Origin of the sequence: Escherichia sp. MOD1-EC6842, assembly GCF_002965705.1 — a bacterium.
GTDB classification, from domain to species: domain Bacteria; phylum Pseudomonadota; class Gammaproteobacteria; order Enterobacterales; family Enterobacteriaceae; genus Escherichia; species Escherichia ruysiae.
Window position 1 is genome coordinate 61,937 of the sequence record NZ_PTRF01000002.1, and the last position, 17,615, is coordinate 79,551.

Annotated in this window: 13 protein-coding genes and 1 pseudogene; 8 read left to right on the forward strand and 6 right to left on the reverse strand. The window is 52.1% G+C overall.

All coding sequences use genetic code 11. From position 1 onward, the window contains the following. Positions 1 to 24 precede the first annotated feature (24 nt). The 3 genes from htpG to hemH all read left to right on the forward strand — a co-directional run bounded on the left by htpG (position 25) and on the right by hemH (position 3,998). A complete protein-coding gene (gene htpG / locus A7Z29_RS03360) occupies positions 25 to 1,899 on the forward strand; it encodes a molecular chaperone HtpG (RefSeq protein ID WP_000678201.1) in 1,875 nt (624 codons plus the stop codon). A gap of 258 nt (positions 1,900 to 2,157) precedes the next feature. Next, positions 2,158 to 2,802, forward strand: a complete 645-nt coding sequence (adk, locus tag A7Z29_RS03370) for an adenylate kinase (RefSeq protein WP_001313630.1) — start codon at positions 2,158 to 2,160, stop codon at positions 2,800 to 2,802. 233 nt (positions 2,803 to 3,035) lie between these two features. Further along, positions 3,036 to 3,998: a ferrochelatase gene (gene hemH / locus A7Z29_RS03375; RefSeq protein WP_001250121.1), complete on the forward strand. Its 963-nt coding sequence runs from the start codon at positions 3,036 to 3,038 to the stop codon at positions 3,996 to 3,998. Here hemH and aes read toward each other — a convergent pair. After that, a complete protein-coding gene (aes, locus tag A7Z29_RS03380; RefSeq protein WP_105289779.1) occupies positions 3,995 to 4,954 on the reverse strand; it encodes an acetyl esterase in 960 nt (319 codons plus the stop codon). The genes hemH and aes overlap by 4 nt on opposite strands. Before the next feature lie 151 nt (positions 4,955 to 5,105). On the opposite strand from aes, the gene gsk reads away from it, so the two are divergent. Further along, complete coding sequence (gene gsk, locus A7Z29_RS03385) at positions 5,106 to 6,410, forward strand: inosine/guanosine kinase (RefSeq protein ID WP_105289780.1); 1,305 nt, start codon at positions 5,106 to 5,108, stop codon at positions 6,408 to 6,410. A 117-nt stretch (positions 6,411 to 6,527) separates the two neighbouring features. On the opposite strand, the gene ybaL is transcribed toward gsk, so the two are convergent. Together ybaL and fsr are read right to left on the reverse strand one after the other, a co-directional pair. After that, entirely contained in the window at positions 6,528 to 8,204 is a 1,677-nt protein-coding gene (gene ybaL / locus A7Z29_RS03390) for a YbaL family putative K(+) efflux transporter (RefSeq protein ID WP_000546195.1), read from the reverse strand. A 237-nt stretch (positions 8,205 to 8,441) separates the two neighbouring features. Further along, entirely contained in the window at positions 8,442 to 9,662 is a 1,221-nt protein-coding gene (fsr, locus tag A7Z29_RS03395; RefSeq protein ID WP_001251623.1) for a fosmidomycin MFS transporter, read from the reverse strand. 220 nt (positions 9,663 to 9,882) lie between these two features. Here fsr and ushA point away from each other — a divergent pair, with 220 nt between their 5' ends. Beyond that, positions 9,883 to 11,535, forward strand: coding sequence for a bifunctional UDP-sugar hydrolase/5'-nucleotidase (gene ushA / locus A7Z29_RS03405; protein ID WP_000670591.1), 1,653 nt, complete (start codon positions 9,883 to 9,885; stop codon positions 11,533 to 11,535). A 36-nt stretch (positions 11,536 to 11,571) separates the two neighbouring features. On the opposite strand, the gene ybaK is transcribed toward ushA, so the two are convergent. Beyond that, entirely contained in the window at positions 11,572 to 12,051 is a 480-nt protein-coding gene (gene ybaK, locus A7Z29_RS03410; RefSeq protein ID WP_000186623.1) for a Cys-tRNA(Pro)/Cys-tRNA(Cys) deacylase YbaK, read from the reverse strand. Positions 12,052 to 12,255: 204 nt separating this feature from the next. Next, on the reverse strand, positions 12,256 to 13,050 hold the full coding sequence (locus A7Z29_RS03415; protein ID WP_000365146.1) for a TraB/GumN family protein: 795 nt from the start codon (positions 13,048 to 13,050) through the stop codon (positions 12,256 to 12,258). A gap of 132 nt (positions 13,051 to 13,182) precedes the next feature. On the opposite strand from A7Z29_RS03415, the pseudogene A7Z29_RS03420 reads away from it, so the two are divergent. Beyond that, a pseudogene (locus A7Z29_RS03420) lies at positions 13,183 to 13,481 on the forward strand (type II toxin-antitoxin system RelE/ParE family toxin). 35 nt (positions 13,482 to 13,516) lie between these two features. Continuing rightward, positions 13,517 to 13,858, forward strand: a complete 342-nt coding sequence (locus A7Z29_RS03425; protein WP_105289781.1) for a HigA family addiction module antitoxin — start codon at positions 13,517 to 13,519, stop codon at positions 13,856 to 13,858. Positions 13,859 to 13,915: 57 nt separating this feature from the next. On the opposite strand, the gene copA is transcribed toward A7Z29_RS03425, so the two are convergent. After that, entirely contained in the window at positions 13,916 to 16,420 is a 2,505-nt protein-coding gene (gene copA, locus A7Z29_RS03430; RefSeq protein ID WP_000083930.1) for a copper-exporting P-type ATPase CopA, read from the reverse strand. A gap of 261 nt (positions 16,421 to 16,681) precedes the next feature. Here copA and glsA point away from each other — a divergent pair, with 261 nt between their 5' ends. Beyond that, entirely contained in the window at positions 16,682 to 17,614 is a 933-nt protein-coding gene (glsA, locus tag A7Z29_RS03435) for a glutaminase A (RefSeq protein WP_085460466.1), read from the forward strand. Position 17,615 lies beyond the last annotated feature (1 nt).

A 17,615-nucleotide genomic window follows, 5' to 3' on the forward strand; every position in this document is an offset into this window, starting at 1 on the left:
ATGGCATCATTGAGGTAGACCTACATGAAAGGACAAGAAACTCGTGGTTTTCAGTCAGAAGTGAAGCAGCTTCTGCATCTGATGATCCATTCTCTCTATTCCAATAAAGAAATCTTCCTGCGTGAGCTTATCTCTAACGCCTCCGATGCGGCGGACAAGCTGCGTTTCCGCGCGCTCTCTAATCCGGATCTGTACGAAGGTGATGGCGAACTGCGCGTTCGTGTCTCTTTCGATAAAGACAAGCGCACGCTGACTATTTCCGACAACGGCGTGGGGATGACCCGCGACGAAGTGATCGACCACCTGGGGACTATCGCTAAATCCGGCACCAAATCGTTCCTCGAATCTCTGGGATCTGATCAGGCGAAAGACAGCCAGCTGATCGGTCAGTTTGGTGTTGGTTTCTACTCCGCATTTATCGTGGCCGATAAAGTGACCGTGCGTACTCGCGCGGCAGGCGAAAAACCAGAAAACGGCGTGTTCTGGGAATCGGCTGGCGAAGGTGAATACACCGTTGCCGACATCACCAAAGAAGATCGCGGTACTGAAATCACCCTGCATCTGCGTGAAGGCGAAGACGAGTTTCTCGATGACTGGCGTGTGCGTTCCATCATCAGCAAATACTCCGACCATATCGCGCTGCCGGTAGAGATCGAAAAACGCGAAGAGAAAGACGGCGAAACCGTTATCTCCTGGGAGAAAATCAACAAAGCGCAGGCGCTGTGGACTCGTAACAAGTCGGAAATCACCGATGAAGAGTACAAAGAGTTCTACAAACACATCGCCCACGACTTTAACGATCCGCTGACCTGGAGCCACAACCGCGTTGAAGGTAAGCAGGAGTACACCAGCCTGCTGTACATCCCGTCCCAGGCTCCGTGGGATATGTGGAACCGCGATCATAAACACGGCCTGAAACTGTATGTTCAGCGTGTGTTCATCATGGACGACGCAGAACAGTTCATGCCGAACTATCTGCGCTTCGTGCGTGGTCTGATTGACTCCAGCGATCTGCCGCTGAACGTTTCCCGTGAAATCCTCCAGGACAGCACGGTAACGCGTAACCTGCGCAATGCGCTGACCAAGCGTGTGCTGCAAATGCTGGAAAAACTGGCGAAAGACGACGCGGAAAAATACCAGACCTTCTGGCAACAGTTTGGTCTGGTACTGAAAGAAGGTCCGGCGGAAGATTTCGCTAACCAGGAAGCGATCGCCAAACTGCTGCGTTTTGCTTCTACTCATACCGACTCTTCTGCGCAGACCGTGTCTCTGGAAGACTATGTTTCCCGCATGAAAGAAGGGCAGGAGAAAATCTACTACATCACCGCAGACAGCTATGCGGCAGCGAAGAGCAGCCCGCACCTGGAACTGCTGCGTAAGAAAGGCATCGAAGTTCTGCTCCTTTCTGACCGCATCGATGAGTGGATGATGAACTATCTGACTGAGTTCGACGGTAAACCTTTCCAGTCTGTGTCCAAAGTTGACGAGTCGCTGGAAAAACTGGCTGACGAAGTTGATGAGAGCGCGAAAGAAGCGGAGAAAGCACTGACTCCGTTTATCGACCGTGTGAAAGCCCTGCTCGGCGAGCGTGTGAAAGATGTCCGTCTGACTCACCGTCTGACCGATACGCCAGCGATTGTGTCTACTGACGCGGACGAAATGAGCACTCAGATGGCGAAACTGTTCGCTGCGGCGGGCCAGAAAGTGCCAGAAGTGAAATATATCTTCGAACTGAACCCGGATCACGTACTGGTGAAACGTGCGGCAGATACTGAAGATGAAGCGAAGTTCAGCGAGTGGGTAGAACTGCTGCTGGATCAGGCGCTGCTGGCAGAACGCGGTACGCTGGAAGATCCGAACCTGTTTATTCGTCGTATGAACCAGCTGCTGGTGTCGTAAGCCTTTTACCCCCTTACCCTAACCCTCTCCTCAAAGGGGAGAGGGGATCGATCGTGCAGATATTAAAGAACTGCGCTGGTTTTCACCCTCGCCCCTTTGGGGAGAGGGCCGGGGTGAGGGGCTTCAACCGCACTTTCCCCCAAACTTTCTCCCCTTAACCGTTTCAGCCCCATGTGCCTTTCTTGAGGCAATTGCCTGTTGGTGGTATCGTTTATCGCTTTTTCAAAAAATTCGACACATTTTAAGGGGATTTTCGCAATGCGTATCATTCTGCTTGGCGCTCCGGGCGCGGGGAAAGGGACTCAGGCTCAGTTCATCATGGAGAAATATGGTATTCCGCAAATCTCCACTGGCGATATGCTGCGTGCTGCGGTCAAATCTGGCTCCGAGCTGGGTAAACAAGCAAAAGACATTATGGATGCTGGCAAACTGGTCACCGACGAACTGGTGATCGCGCTGGTTAAAGAGCGCATTGCTCAGGAAGACTGCCGTAATGGTTTCCTGTTGGACGGCTTCCCGCGTACCATTCCGCAGGCAGACGCGATGAAAGAAGCGGGCATCAATGTTGATTACGTTCTGGAATTCGACGTACCGGACGAACTGATCGTTGACCGTATTGTCGGTCGCCGCGTTCATGCGCCGTCTGGTCGTGTTTATCACGTTAAATTCAATCCGCCGAAAGTAGAAGGCAAAGACGACGTTACCGGTGAAGAACTGACTACCCGTAAAGACGATCAGGAAGAAACCGTGCGTAAACGTCTGGTTGAATACCATCAGATGACTGCGCCGCTGATTGGCTACTACTCTAAAGAAGCGGAAGCGGGCAACACCAAATACGCAAAAGTCGACGGCACCAAACCGGTTGCTGAAGTTCGCGCGGCTCTGGAAAAAATCCTCGGTTAATTCGAAAGCGCGCACGGATAGTCCCCTTGCCCTCGGGGAGAGGGTGAGGGTGAGGGGAACAGGCTCGCACAAGCAAACTTATCAGCAATCTCAGGCCGGATTTTCATTCGGCCTTTTACAAAAACCTCAATCTGCGTTATTCCTTTTTCTGATTTGACCTCTCACAGCAATTAGTTCTTCTTCCTCACTTTTCCGCTACAATTATCAACAAGTTGAATCGATAAGAGGCGGTAATGCGTCAGACAAAAACCGGTATCCTGCTGGCAAACCTGGGCACACCCGATGCCCCCACACCTGAAGCGGTAAAACGCTACCTGAAACAATTTTTAAGCGACAGACGCGTAGTCGATACTTCACGGCTGTTGTGGTGGCCATTGCTGCGCGGCGTGATTTTGCCGCTGCGCTCGCCGCGTGTGGCGAAGCTGTATGCCTCTGTCTGGATGGAAGGTGGCTCGCCGCTGATGGTTTACAGCCGCCAGCAACAACAGGCGCTGGCACAACGTTTACCGGAGACGCCCGTGGCGCTGGGAATGAGCTACGGCACGCCATCGCTGGAAAGCGCCGTAGATGAACTACTGGCTGAACATGTTGATCATATCGTGGTACTGCCGCTCTACCCGCAATACTCCTGTTCAACGGTCGGTGCGGTGTGGGATGAACTGGCTCGCATTCTGGCGCGCAAACGTAGCATTCCGGGGATATCGTTTATTCGCGATTACGCCGATAACCACGATTACATTAATGCGCTGGCGAATAGCGTTCGCGCCTCTTTCGCTAAACATGGCGAACCGGATCTGCTGTTGCTTTCTTATCATGGCATTCCGCAACGTTATGCGGATGAAGGCGATGATTATCCGCAACGTTGTCGCACAACGACTCGTGAACTGGCTTCCGCACTGGGGATGGCACCGGAAAAAGTGATGATGACCTTTCAGTCGCGCTTTGGTCGGGAACCCTGGCTGATGCCTTATACCGACGAAACGCTGAAAATGCTCGGAGAAAAAGGCGTAGGTCATATTCAGGTGATGTGTCCGGGCTTTGCTGCGGATTGTCTGGAGACGCTGGAAGAGATTGCCGAGCAAAACCGTGAGGTCTTCCTCGGTGCGGGCGGGAAAAAATATGAATATATTCCGGCGCTTAATGCCACGCCGGAACATATCGAAATGATGGCTAATCTTGTTGCCGCGTATCGCTAAAGCTGGGCGGTAAAGAACTGAGCGCCGTCGCGAAGAGCCTCGTCGGCGGTTTTCATCATCCGTGAATAATGCAAAAAGGCGTGCAGTGTGCCTGGGTAGAGTTTGAACTCACAGGGCTGCTGATGCGCCGCTAACGTCTGGTAAAGCAAGCGACTGTCATCCAGCAGCGGATCGAACTCTGCGCCGGCGATATAGCAGGGGGGCACATCGCGAGTGAGATCGTTATTAAACAGGCAGTAATACGGCGACTCGCGGTCTGCTTCGTTGTTTAAATATGCCTCTTCATACATCTGCAAATCTTGTTGCGTTAAGCCATCCCAGTCACCCCCCAACAGACGACGAGTCACGGAATCGCGTAATCCGTAAAGCCCATACCACAGCAAAACACCCACAACTTTGCCGCAATCGATCTGCTTTTCACGCAACCATAAAGCACTGGCGAGCGCCAGCATGGCGCCAGCGGAATCACCGGCAAAACCAATGCGTGACATATTGATCTGATAATCGCCCGCCTGCTGGTGGAAGTGACAACAAGACGCCACGATTTCCTCTATCGCTTGCGGAAAACGCGCTTCTGGCGAAAGGGTGTAATCAATGCCAATCACCGTACACTGGGTGTACTTTGCCAGCAGACGCATAATGCGATCGTGGGTATCGAGATTGCCGAGAATAAAACCGCCGCCATGTAGATAAAACAGCGTCGCCGGGCTATCCGGGTTCGGACAAAATTGCCGTGCTTCTACCTGACCATATTTTGTCGGAACCGCGTAAGCTCTGGTTTCCATTTCTGGAGCGTCAGCGTTCCAGAATCGGCGCTCAAGCGTATAATGCTGGCGTTGTTCGGCAATCGTTCCCGTTGCGGGCCAGGGCGGTAAATCGGGCTGATGAGTATTAACAACCGCCTTCATTTCGGCAGAGATTAGCTCCAGCACGGGTAGTTTGTTTTCCGGCTTCATGCAAAAACTCCTTTCAAATTGCGTCATTGTAAGGAACATCTCCCATGAAAATGCGATCCCGTCGGCTGATATTGAAACTGCCTGCGTCTCGCGCGTTCAGGCATGATTGTGTTAACATTCGCCGCTCAGTTAACCACCCGTAAAAACAACCATGAAATTTCCCGGCAAACGTAAATCCAAACATTACTTCCCCGTAAATGCACGCGATCCGCTGTTGCAGCAAATCCAACCAGAAAACGAAACCAGCGCAGCCTGGGTGGTCGGTATCGACCAGACGCTGGTGGATATTGAAGCCAAAGTGGAAGACGATTTTATTGAACGTTATGGATTAAGCGCCGGGCATTCACTGGTCATTGAAGATGATGTTGCTGAAGCACTTTATCAGGAGCTGAAACAGAAAAACCTGATTACTCATCAGTTTGCAGGTGGCACTATTGGCAATACCATGCACAACTATTCTGTACTGGCAGACGACCGTTCGGTGCTGCTGGGCGTGATGTGCAGCAATATTGAAATTGGCAGCTACGCCTATCGTTACTTGTGCAATACATCCAGCCGTACCGATCTTAACTATCTGCAGGGTGTGGATGGCCCGATTGGTCGTTGCTTTACGCTGATTGGCGAGTCTGGCGAACGTACCTTTGCTATCAGTCCAGGTCATATGAACCAGTTACGGGCAGAAAGCATTCCGGAAGATGTTATCGCCGGAGCGTCGGCTCTGGTATTAACGTCCTATCTGGTGCGTTGCAAGCCGGGTGAACCGATGCCGGAAGCGACCATGAAAGCCATTGAGTATGCGAAGAAATATAACGTACCGGTGGTGCTGACGCTGGGCACTAAATTTGTCATCGCCGAGAATCCGCAATGGTGGCAGCAATTCCTCAAAGAACACGTCTCCATCCTTGCGATGAACGAAGAAGAAGCTGAAGCGTTGACCGGAGAGAGCGATCCGCTGCTGGCATCTGATAAGGCGCTGAACTGGGTTGATCTGGTGCTGTGCACCGCCGGGCCAATCGGCTTGTATATGGCGGGCTTTACGGAAGACGAAGCGAAACGCAAAACCCAGCATCCGCTGTTGCCGGGCGCTATCGCGGAATTTAACCAGTATGAGTTTAGCCGCGCCATGCGCCACAAAGATTGCCAGAATCCGCTGCGCGTCTATTCGCACATTGCGCCGTATATGGGCGGGCCAGAAAAAATCATGAACACTAACGGTGCCGGTGATGGGGCGCTGGCGGCGCTGTTGCATGACATTACCGCCAATAGCTATCACCGCACTAACGTGCCAAATTCCAGCAAGCATAAATTCACCTGGCTGACTTATTCGTCGTTAGCGCAGGTGTGTAAATATGCTAACCGTGTGAGCTATCAGGTACTGAACCAGCATTCACCACGTTTAACGCGCGGTCTGCCGGAGCGAGAAGACAGCCTGGAAGAGTCTTACTGGGATCGTTAAGCCATTGAACCAATGACAGTCGGATGCGGCGTAAACGCCTTATCCGACCTACGGAAGATGGCACCTGTGGGCCGGATAAGATGCGGTAGCATCGCATCCGGCAATGGCGTCAATGTATTACCCCGTCACCACTTCACCCGCCGGTGGCGTTTCCAGCAGTTCCAGCATAGTACGGGCGATTTCACGTTCACCCATCACTACCTGATTCGCGCCACGTTCGGTGATATACGCCACCTCATCGTCATAATGGGCGCGGGCGATAATCTCAATATCCGGGTTTTTGGCGCGAGCAGAGGCCACAATCTCGCCAGCTTCGTAACCGTTAGGAATGGTCAGAATCAGCCATTTCGCGCACTCCAGATGCGCCAGTTGCATGATCTCTTCATTCGCCGCGTTGCCCAGTACCGCGCGAACGCCGCGCTCACGCAGTTCATCGACGCGGGTTCGTGATGTTTCAATCACCACTAACGGAATATCAGAGGCGAGTAATTTCTCCCCCAGCAGACTGCCTACACGACCGTAGCCCACCAGTAGCGCATGGTTGCAAATATCCACCGGGATCTGCTTCTCTTCTTCGATAGCTTCTTCCAGCGTCTGTTCTTCCAGCGTTTCGGTTTTTGCCAGATATTTCTCCAGCAGCGCGAACAGCACCGGGTTGAGCATAATCGACAGGATCGCGCCTGCCAGTACCAGGTTCTGTCCGGCCTGCGGCAGTAAATTCAATGCCATTCCCAGTCCCGCCAGGATAAACGCGAACTCACCAATCTGCGCGAGGCTGGCGGCGATGGTTAACGCCGTGCGCTGGGAGTGACCAAACAACCGAACGAGGAACAGTGCCGCGACAGATTTACCAAACAGAATAATTGCCAGCGTTGCCAGCACTGCCAGCGGTTGCTGAATCAGAATTAACGGATCAAATAACATCCCGACGGAGACAAAAAACAGCACCGCAAAGGCGTCGCGCAATGGCAGCGTATCGTGTGCGGCGCGGTGGCTAAGTTCGGATTCATTCAGCACCATCCCGGCGAAGAATGCACCGAGCGCAAAGGAGACGTCAAACAGTTCTACCGCACCAAAAGCAATGCCTAACGCCAGTGCCAGCACCGACAGAGTAAACAGTTCACGCGAACCGGTTGCCGCGCTGCGTGCCATAATCCACGGCACCAGACGGCGACCCACTAACATCATTATGGCGATAAATGCTACCACCTTGCCGATGGTGATCCCCATATCAACCGCCAGCGTCGCGAAGCCCACATCGCCCTGTTCCAGCATCCCTGCCACTGCGGGCAGCAACACCAGCGTCAGAACCATCACCAAATCTTCCACAATCAACCAGCCGATGGCGATTTGCCCGCGCTGACTGTCTATTAATTGCCGTTCTTCAAGTGCGCGCAGTAACACCACGGTACTGGCGGTGGAAAGACATAAACCGAACACGATACCGGTCATTAACGACCAGCCCAGCACGGCAGAGAGCGCCATACCCAGCAGCGTCGCCACGGCTATCTGGGCGATCGCGCCGGGAATGGCAATGGACTTTACCGCCATCAAATCCTTGAGCGAAAAATGCAAACCGACGCCGAACATCAGCAAAATAACGCCCAGCTCCGCCAGTTCCGGCGCAAGCTTGGTATCGGCAACAAACCCTGGAGTGAATGGCCCTGCCAGCACGCCCGCTAACAGATATCCCACCAGAGGAGAAATACGCAGTTTATTAGCAATCATGCCGAGGATAAAAGCGAGCACAAGGCCGCCAACAATGGTGGTGATAAGCGGGGTGGCGTGATGCATTCCGTCTCCTGTTCCTGGTGGTTGTTGTCCATTTTTGGCTGGGAAAACCAAAATTACAGGTAATAGTTTATGACAATTTCATGGTTGATGTTTATGAATAATTGTTGAATTTTGCAGAAAAATGGAATTAACCGCAAAAAAGGCACGGATCGGAAAAGTGATAAGGTGTATGAAGAGGAAAGGCTTATGGCTACTGCAAAATGAAGCAGCCAAAGTTTACCTTTGGCTGCATGGAAATCAGGATTTATGCCGGTTATCAGGCAGGAATATGGTCAACATACCAAGAAGTGGAAGGAAAGCACAGATTTTATAAACTAACTCGATACTGGTATGATCGGCGATAAGCCCCAGAACCGCAGCGCCCAGCCCCCCCATACCGAAAGCAAAACCGAAAAACAGTCCAGAAACCATGCCGATACGTCCCGGAAGTAGCTCCTGAGCGTAGACCAGAATGGCGGAAAACGCCGAGGCGAGGATAAATCCAATAATCACCGTTAAAACCCCCGTCCAGTACAGGCTGGCGTAGGGTAAAATCAAGGTAAATGGCGCAACGCCGAGGATAGAGCCCCAAATCACATATTTTCGACCGATTTTATCGCCTACAGGCCCGCCAATCACCGTACCCGCCGCGACGGCAAACAGGAAGGCAAACAGATGAAGCTGGGCATTCTGGATAGATAATCCGAATTTTTGCATCAGATAAAAGGTGTAATAGCTGCTGATGCTCGCCATATAGAAATATTTCGAGAAAATCAGCACTAACAGCACACAAACAGCCAGCACGACCTTATTACGCGGCAGTGGATTGATTATTATTGCTTTCGGTTTGCCTTTACTCATCCGATGCTGTGCAGAGTACCAACGGCTGATTTGCGCCAGTACCACGATAGCCAGCAACGCCGCCAGCACAAACCATGCAACGTTGCCTTTGCCGTAAGGGGCGATGATCACCGCCGCCAGCAATGGCCCCAACGAACTACCAAAGTTACCGCCTACCTGGAAGATAGATTGCGCCAGGCCATGACGTCCACCAGACGCCATACGCGCCACGCGGGAAGATTCCGGGTGAAAGACCGACGAACCCGTACCGACCAGCGCCGCCGCCAGCAGAACCGTGCCAAAACTACCCGCCAGCGCCAGCAGTATCAGGCCGCTCATGGTAAAGCACATGCCAATCGGTAATGACCACGGCATTGGGTATTTATCTGTCCAGTAACCGACTACCGGTTGCAACAGCGAAGAGGCGAGCTGAAAGGTGAGGGTAATCATCCCAATCTGCATAAATGTCAGAGAAAATTCAGACTGGAGCAGAGGATAAATCGCCAGAATCAGCGATTGGATCATGTCGTTCAGCAGATGCGAAAGGCTGATTGCGCCTAAAATACCAAATGATGTACGAGCCTTAGTGGTCGATGCAGCCGCGCCCGCCGCAGGCTGGGTTTGTTCACTCATTGCCATAGGAAAGTCACTTTTTCAGAGTTGCGATGTAAAGAATGATCTTATTTGTGATTATTACCCGACTAACATACCTGTATGCGCTGTCTGAAGGAAGTCTCAATGCTTAATACAGAATTTCCATTTTTGTATGTAGATTTACCATCACCGAACACAGACTTGTCTATTATGTCGCGTCATACTAATTTTCAACACGTTGATATCTGGTCAGGGAGAGAGAAATATGAAGTTTTTGCAGCGGGGTGTGGCATTAGCACTATTAGCCGCATTTACACTGGCGAGTGAAACCGCCCAGGCTTATGAGCAGGATAAAACCTACAAAATTACGGTACTTCATACCAACGACCACCACGGTCATTTCTGGCGTAATGAATATGGCGAATATGGTCTGGCGGCGCAAAAAACGCTGGTGGATGGTATCCGCAAAGAAGTCGCGGCTGAAGGCGGTAGCGTGCTGTTACTTTCTGGAGGTGACATTAACACTGGTGTTCCAGAGTCTGATTTACAGGACGCCGAACCGGATTTTCGCGGCATGAATCTGGTGGGTTATGACGCGATGGCAATCGGTAATCATGAATTTGATAACCCGCTCACCGTATTACGTCAGCAGGAAAAATGGGCAAAGTTCCCGTTGCTCTCCGCCAATATCTATCAAAAAAGTACCGGCGAGCGTTTGTTTAAACCCTGGGCGTTGTTTAAGCGTCAGGATCTGAAAATCGCGGTAATTGGTCTGACGACCGATGACACGGCGAAAATTGGTAACCCGGAATATTTCACCGACATTGAATTTCGTAAACCTGCCGACGAAGCGAAGCTGGTGATTCAGGAACTGCAACAGACAGAAAAGCCGGACATTATTATTGCAGCTACGCATATGGGGCATTACGACAATGGCGAACACGGTTCAAACGCACCGGGCGATGTAGAGATGGCGCGCAGCCTGCCTGCCGGATCGTTGGCGATGATTGTCGGCGGTCACTCGCAAGATCCGGTCTGCATGGCAGCAGAAAATAAAAAACAGGTCGATTATGTGCCGGGTACACCTTGCAAGCCGGATCAACAAAACGGCATCTGGATTGTCCAGGCGCATGAGTGGGGCAAGTATGTGGGACGAGCCGATTTTGAGTTTCGCAATGGCGAAATGAAAATGGTCAATTACCAGTTGATTCCGGTGAACCTGAAGAAAAAAGTGACCTGGGAAGACGGAAAAAGCGAACGCGTGCTGTACACCCCGGAAATCGCCGAAAACCAGCAAATGATCTCGCTGTTATCACCGTTCCAGAACAAAGGCAAAGCACAGCTGGAAGTGAAAATTGGTGAGGTTAGTGACCGTCTTGAAGGCGACCGCAGCAAAGTTCGTTTCGTACAGACCAATATGGGACGGTTGATTCTGGCAGCACAAATGGATCGCACCGGAGCCGACTTTGCGGTGATGAGCGGAGGCGGAATTCGTGACTCCATCGACGCGGGTAACATCAGTTATAAAAACGTGCTGAAAGTGCAGCCGTTCGGCAATGTGGTGGTGTATGCCGACATGAGCGGTAAGGAAGTGATTGATTACCTGACCGCCGTTGCACAAATGAAGCCGGATTCCGGTGCCTATCCGCAATTTGCCAACGTCAGCTTTGTGGCGAAAGATGGCAAACTTAACGACCTGAAAATCAAAGGCGAGCCGGTCGATCCGGCAAAAACTTACCGCATGGCGACGTTAAACTTCAATGCCACCGGCGGTGATGGTTATCCGCGCCTTGATAACAAACCGGGCTATGTCAATACCGGCTTTATAGATGCTGAAGTGCTGAAAGACTATATCCAGAAAAACTCGCCGCTGGATGCGAGCGCGTATGAGCCGAAAGGTGAGGTGAGCTGGCAGTAATCTGAAAGTGCCGGATGTTTGCATCCGGCACAATACTTAATCCCGGCGGGCGATATCGGCAAATTTCGCATCGAGGATCTTCGCCAGATCGCCTGCCGCAAGTTCAATATCCAGTCCGCGCTTGCCACCGGAAACATAAATAGTGGCAAATTCTTGCGCGGGGGCATCAATAATCGTCGGCAGACGTTTTTTCTGTCCTAGTGGGCTAATTCCCCCAACTAAATATCCCGTCGAACGCTGTGCCACCATCGGATCGGCCATCTCTACCTTTTTGGCACCCAGCGCCTTTGCCACCTTTTTAAGATCCAGTTGACCGGCGACCGGCGTAACGGCCACCGCCAGATGTTTCATATCGCCGTTCACTGCGACCAGCAGCGTTTTGTAGACCTGATCTGCATTCAAGCCTAATTTTTTGACCACTTCATCGCCAAAGTTGGTTTCAGCCGGATCGTGATCGTAGGTATGAATCTGGAATGAAATTTTGTTTTTTTCGAGTAATTTAACTGCGGGTGTCATCGTAATTTTCCTGCCTTAAACAAAAAAACGGAGAAAGCATACGCCTGATGGCGGCTCAAAAAAAAGAGTCATCTTGCCTAATAGTATTGGCAGGATGGTGAGATTGAGCGACAATCGAGTTACACCGTCGCTTAAAGTGACGGCATAATAATAAAAATATGAAATTCCTCTTTGACGGGCCAATAGCGATATTGGCCATTTTTTTTAGCGCAACATTTGTGGCAAATTCCCTTCTCCATACAGATGTAACGCACCGACCGCGACCACATAGCGCCCCGGTGGCATGGCCCGTAATTTATCCCGCCAGGCAAGATTTCGCTGATGCATCAACACGTCGTACAGCGACTGGCTGAACGTATTGGGCAGCGTTATTTCATTATTTTGCGGCGGCGCATTCAGCCACCAGCTCATCATTTGTTGTAGTAGCCGTGCGTTGGTATGCCAGTGGGTCAGCGTATCGTCCAGCAGCGCCAGTCCTTTGTCGGGGAGCTGGAGCAACATGGCAATCTGATTTTCTGCCCCTTCCAGTTCAATCACGGGCTTATGTTGTTGTTTCGCCGCCTGCAATAGCTGGTAATCGATACCATATTCTGCCCGCAGCCCCAGTTTTTGCGCCTGCGTCGCCTGGAGAACCATCGCGATTTGCCACAGTGGTTGGGTAGAAAAGAGCGACGGAGAAATGCCCATTTCCTGGCTGATGTGCTGCAGATTTTGTAATTGTTCTTCGCTGATGCGCTCTTCCAGCGCCTCGCAGGCAGGCAAATTAGCAAAAGGCGTATCGCTGGTGGAAACATCTGCCTCGACAATCAGCGCATCGGCTTGTTTGAGCTTTTTAAGCAAACGGGCGGGTAGAGGAGCCATATCGTGGCTACCCATATGAATACTGCCAATCAGATGAAAATGGCGATTGCCGGGGAGGGAGATATCGATGGCAGGCCAGGTGTAATGATTACCGCGCAGCGCGGCCCAAAGTGTTTTTACCCGGTACAACAGATCCATACGACCTCCCTTTGTGAAATATCATGCTAGCGCGCGGGGAGGGATGGCGCAAATGGAGTTGATTGTTGCACTTGTGCACAGTGCTTGTGTGCGTTGTAATGATTAAATAATGGACAAGGAGATGAGAATGGAATGGCTCAAAAAATCAACATAAGGAGTTTTCGTGATCCCTGGCTGGCTTTTTTGTCCACTCAACGCCACATCGAAAGATCCCTGCTGAAATCCATAACGCGTTATCAAGAAAATTGGACATCATTAATGCTGCCACTTCCCATCGGGATTTACGTTCCCCACCAGGGAACCGGTACGAAGAGTTATCGGGGAAATTGCAGGAATACTCCTCCATTAGAGTGAATAAACAGTACCGACTGATATTTAAATGGGTTAATGGCAAGGCCGAAGAATTGTTTTTAGATCCACACAACTACTAAAACATAGCTGTCGTATTGACGAGAAAGGTAAAACCATGAAACAGGCAACAAGAAAACCGACGACACCCGGAGATATTCTTCTCTATGAATATCTGGAACCGCTCGATTTGAAAATCAATGAGTTAGCAGAGTTGCTGCATGTTCATCGTAATAGCGTCAGTGCACTGATCAATAATAATCGTAAACTCACCACTGATATGGCATTTCGTCTGGCGAAAGTTTTTGATACCTCAGTCGATTTTTGGCTAAACCTCCAAGCGGCAGTTGATCTTTGGGAAGTTGAAAACAACATGCGCACCCAGGAAGAATTGGGACGGATTGAAACAGTGGCTGAATATTTGGCACGCCGTGAAGAGCGTGCAAAAAAGGTCGCGTAGAATCATTTCCCTATAACGGATGCGCCACCCTAAAGCAGCGCATCCGCAATGACATACTTATTCCTTCGGTTTAAACCGCAGCAATCGGTTAGCGTTACTCACCACCGTAATCGACGAGAGCGCCATTGCCGCTCCGGCGACCACCGGGTTAAGCAGTGTTCCGGTGAACGGCCACAAAATACCGGCGGCGACCGGAATACCGATACTGTTATAGATAAACGCGCCAAGCAGATTCTGCTTCATATTGCGTAGCGTCGCGCGGGAGATGGCGAGTGCGTCTGCAACCCCCATCAGGCTATGGCGCATCAGGGTAATCGCCGCTGTTTCAATGGCAACATCACTCCCGCCACCCATTGCAATACCGACATCCGCCTGGGCCAACGCTGGCGCGTCGTTAATGCCGTCGCCCACCATCGCTACCTGGCGTCCCTCGCTTTGCAGACGTTTAATCGCTTCGGCTTTACCATCCGGCAATACACCCGCAATCACTTCATCAATCCCTGCTTCTTTGGCGATCGCATTGGCGGTGGTTGGGTTATCGCCGGTTAACATTACCAGACGATATCCCGCTTTATGCAGACGTTGCAGCGCCGCCACGCTATCGCTACGCAATGGATCGCGTACCGCCAACAGAGCCACCGCTTTGCCATCAACGGCCAGTAACACCGGCGTTGCGCCTTGTGATGCCTGGGCTGAAATATCAGCTTCAATCGCTTTCGTATCGACTTGCTGGTCATTTAACAGAGCCTGATTCCCCAGCAGCAGTGAATGGCCTTCCGCTTCGCCACTTACCCCCAGTCCGCGCAATGTACGGAAGCTATTGACCTGTGGCAGCGTGATATCGCCTGCTTTATCGAGGATTGCCCGCGCCAGCGGATGGCTGGAACCTTGCTCCAGTGCCGCCGCCAGACGCAATGCCTGCGCTTCATCAATATCAGCAAACGTTTTTACTGCGACAACCTGTGGTTTACCTTCGGTCAGCGTCCCGGTTTTATCGAACACCACGGTGTCGAGCGTACTGGCGCGTTGCAGCGCGTCGGCGTCCCGCACCAGCACCCCAAATTCTGCCGCGCGCCCGACGCCGGAAATAATCGACATCGGCGTCGCCAGCCCCAGCGCACAGGGGCAGGCAATAATCAGCACCGTGGTGGCAATCACCAGGGTATAAACAATTTGCGGTGCGGGTCCAAAGAAATACCAGATTGCCGCACTGATCAACGCAATCACCACTACCACCGGCACAAACACGGCAGAGATTTTATCCGCCAGTTGACCGATTTCTGGCTTACTGCTCTGAGCCTGGCGCACCATGCGAATGATCCGCGACAGCGTGGTATGGCTGCCGACTGCGCTGGCGCGAAACAGCACACTACCGTCCTGTACCACTGTCCCGGCATGAACGCTATCGCCTTCGCCTTTTTGCTGTGGAATAGGTTCGCCCGTTAACATCGCCTCATCCAGCCACGCTTCGCCCTGAGTGATTTCGCCATCCACCGGCACACGGTCACCGGTTGTCAGGCGCAGCAACATACCTGGCTGAACGTCTGCCAGCGGCACACTCTTTTCACCTTCGTCAGTAACCAGTCGCGCCGTCGGCGGGGTTAAATCGAGTAATTTCTCCAGCGCCTTCGATGAACGCTGGCGCGCACGCGCTTCCAGCATATGACCGAGGTTGATCAGACCGATAATCATCGCGCTGGCTTCGTAATAAAGATGTCGCGCTTCCATCGGGAACCACTGCGGCCACAGGTTAACGCTCATTGAATAGAGCCATGCCACGCCAGTACCCAGCGCCACCAGCGTATCCATCGTCGCCGCGCCGTTGAGCAGGCTCTTCCATGCACTGCGGTAAAAATGTCCGCCAGCGAAAACCATAACCGCCAGGGTTATCAGCCCAATAACCAGCCACAGGCTGCGGTTGTCGGCGGTGACCATCATGTTATCGCCGATCATCCCCCAGACCATTACCGGGATACCCACCGCCAGAGCGACAATTGCCTGCCAGCGGAAGCGTTTCATGGTAGCGACGGCTGTTTCCTGCTGGCGCTCACGTCGTTTAGCGTCATCTTCAATCGCTTCTGCGCCGTAGCCCGCTTTTTCCACCGCCTGCACTAAATCTTGTGCGGAGGCACTGCCCATCACCAGCGCAGTGCGCTCCGCCAGGTTTACCCGTGCCTGGGTGACGCCCGGTACGCTTTGCAGCGCATTTTGTACGCGGGTGACACAACTGGCGCAGCTCATGCCGCTCAACAGCAACTGCTGGCTATCGTCGTCATCGGCGGTTGCTGCCGGAAGCTCATCAGAAACCGCTGTCAGTGCTTCCGACGGGATTGATGACTCCGCCAGCGGTTTAGCCTTTGGGTGGCTTACAGATGCGTCATAACCCGCTTGCTTGATGGTTTCGATAAGCTGTTCCGCGCTGGCAGTACCGGTGACGTGCGCTTCAGTAATTGACACATCTGCCTGCTCAACGTCCGGGCGCTGTTCGAGACTTTCTTTCACGCGTTTAACGCAGTGACCGCAGGACAGGCCGTCCAGGGTCAGGTCGATAGTTTGTGACATAACGTACTCCTTTAAGACAGTTTTGACTGACTGTGATAAAGGGTAAACCTTCCAGCAAGGGGAAGGTCAAGAAATTATTTCGTAGCGCAATGAAAACGCGGTGGAGATTAAAAGATTGGCTCAATTTGCATCAGGATTAGACATTTATCTCTTTGTTTTCCTTTGGTTAAGTTGCGGGTGCTAAGTTAAATCAGGATGCCTGAAAATTGGCATCGGGATGAGGAATAGCCTCCCGCATCTATAAAAAGGAGTTAACAACAGATGTCAGATGCAAAAAATTTACAGCAGGCAGTGGATCAGGCATATGTCCAATTTCACTCACTTAGCGGCGGGCAAAATGCCGATTACATTCCCTTTCTGGCGAATGTCCCCAGCCAACTGGCGGGGGTAGCTATTGTGACTTGCGATGGCAACGTCTATCGCGCGGGTGATAGTGATTACCGCTTTGCGCTGGAATCCATCTCGAAAGTCTGTACTTTAGCCCTCGCGCTGGAAGATGTCGGCCCGCAGGCGGTGCAGGACAAAATTGGCGCTGATCCGACCGGATTACCTTTTAATTCAGTCATTGCCTTAGAACTTCATGGTGGCAAGCCGTTGTCGCCGCTGGTAAATGCAGGCGCTATCGCCACTACCAGTCTGATCAAAGCCGATAATGCTGAACAACGCTGGCAGAGAATTTTACACATCCAACAACAACTTGCTGGTGAGCAGGTGGCGCTTTCTGAGGAAGTGAACCAGTCGGAACAGACCACCAACTTCCACAACCGGGCAATTGCCTGGCTGCTGTATTCCTCTGGATATCTCTATTGCGATGCGATGGAGGCCTGTGATGTGTACACCCGCCAGTGCTCCACGCTTATCAATACCGTTGAGCTGGCTACGCTTGGCGCGACACTGGCGGCGGGCGGTGTTAATCCGCTAAGCCAAAAACGCGTTCTCCAGGCTGACAATGTGCCGTACATCCTGGCCGAAATGATGATGGAAGGGCTGTATGGTCGCTCCGGTGACTGGGCGTATCGCGTTGGCTTACCCGGCAAAAGCGGCGTCGGTGGCGGCATTCTGGCGGTAGTGCCTGGCGTGATGGGGATTGCCGCGTTCTCGCCACCGTTGGATGAAGAAGGCAACAGTGTTCGTGGACAAAAAATGGTGGCATCGGTCGCTAAACAACTCGGCTATAACGTGTTTAAGGGCTGAT

Coding starts and splice junctions, on each gene's coding strand:
- htpG (WP_000678201.1), top strand. CDS start 25: ATGAAAGGACAAGAAACTCGTGGTTTTCAGTCAGAAGTGAAGCAGCTT.
- adk (WP_001313630.1), top strand. CDS start 2,158: ATGCGTATCATTCTGCTTGGCGCTCCGGGCGCGGGGAAAGGGACTCAG.
- hemH (WP_001250121.1), top strand. CDS start 3,036: ATGCGTCAGACAAAAACCGGTATCCTGCTGGCAAACCTGGGCACACCC.
- aes (WP_105289779.1), bottom strand. CDS start 4,954: ATGAAGCCGGAAAACAAACTACCCGTGCTGGAGCTAATCTCTGCCGAA.
- gsk (WP_105289780.1), top strand. CDS start 5,106: ATGAAATTTCCCGGCAAACGTAAATCCAAACATTACTTCCCCGTAAAT.
- ybaL (WP_000546195.1), bottom strand. CDS start 8,204: ATGCATCACGCCACCCCGCTTATCACCACCATTGTTGGCGGCCTTGTG.
- fsr (WP_001251623.1), bottom strand. CDS start 9,662: ATGGCAATGAGTGAACAAACCCAGCCTGCGGCGGGCGCGGCTGCATCG.
- ushA (WP_000670591.1), top strand. CDS start 9,883: ATGAAGTTTTTGCAGCGGGGTGTGGCATTAGCACTATTAGCCGCATTT.
- ybaK (WP_000186623.1), bottom strand. CDS start 12,051: ATGACACCCGCAGTTAAATTACTCGAAAAAAACAAAATTTCATTCCAG.
- A7Z29_RS03415 (WP_000365146.1), bottom strand. CDS start 13,050: ATGGATCTGTTGTACCGGGTAAAAACACTTTGGGCCGCGCTGCGCGGT.
- A7Z29_RS03425 (WP_105289781.1), top strand. CDS start 13,517: ATGAAACAGGCAACAAGAAAACCGACGACACCCGGAGATATTCTTCTC.
- copA (WP_000083930.1), bottom strand. CDS start 16,420: ATGTCACAAACTATCGACCTGACCCTGGACGGCCTGTCCTGCGGTCAC.
- glsA (WP_085460466.1), top strand. CDS start 16,682: ATGTCAGATGCAAAAAATTTACAGCAGGCAGTGGATCAGGCATATGTC.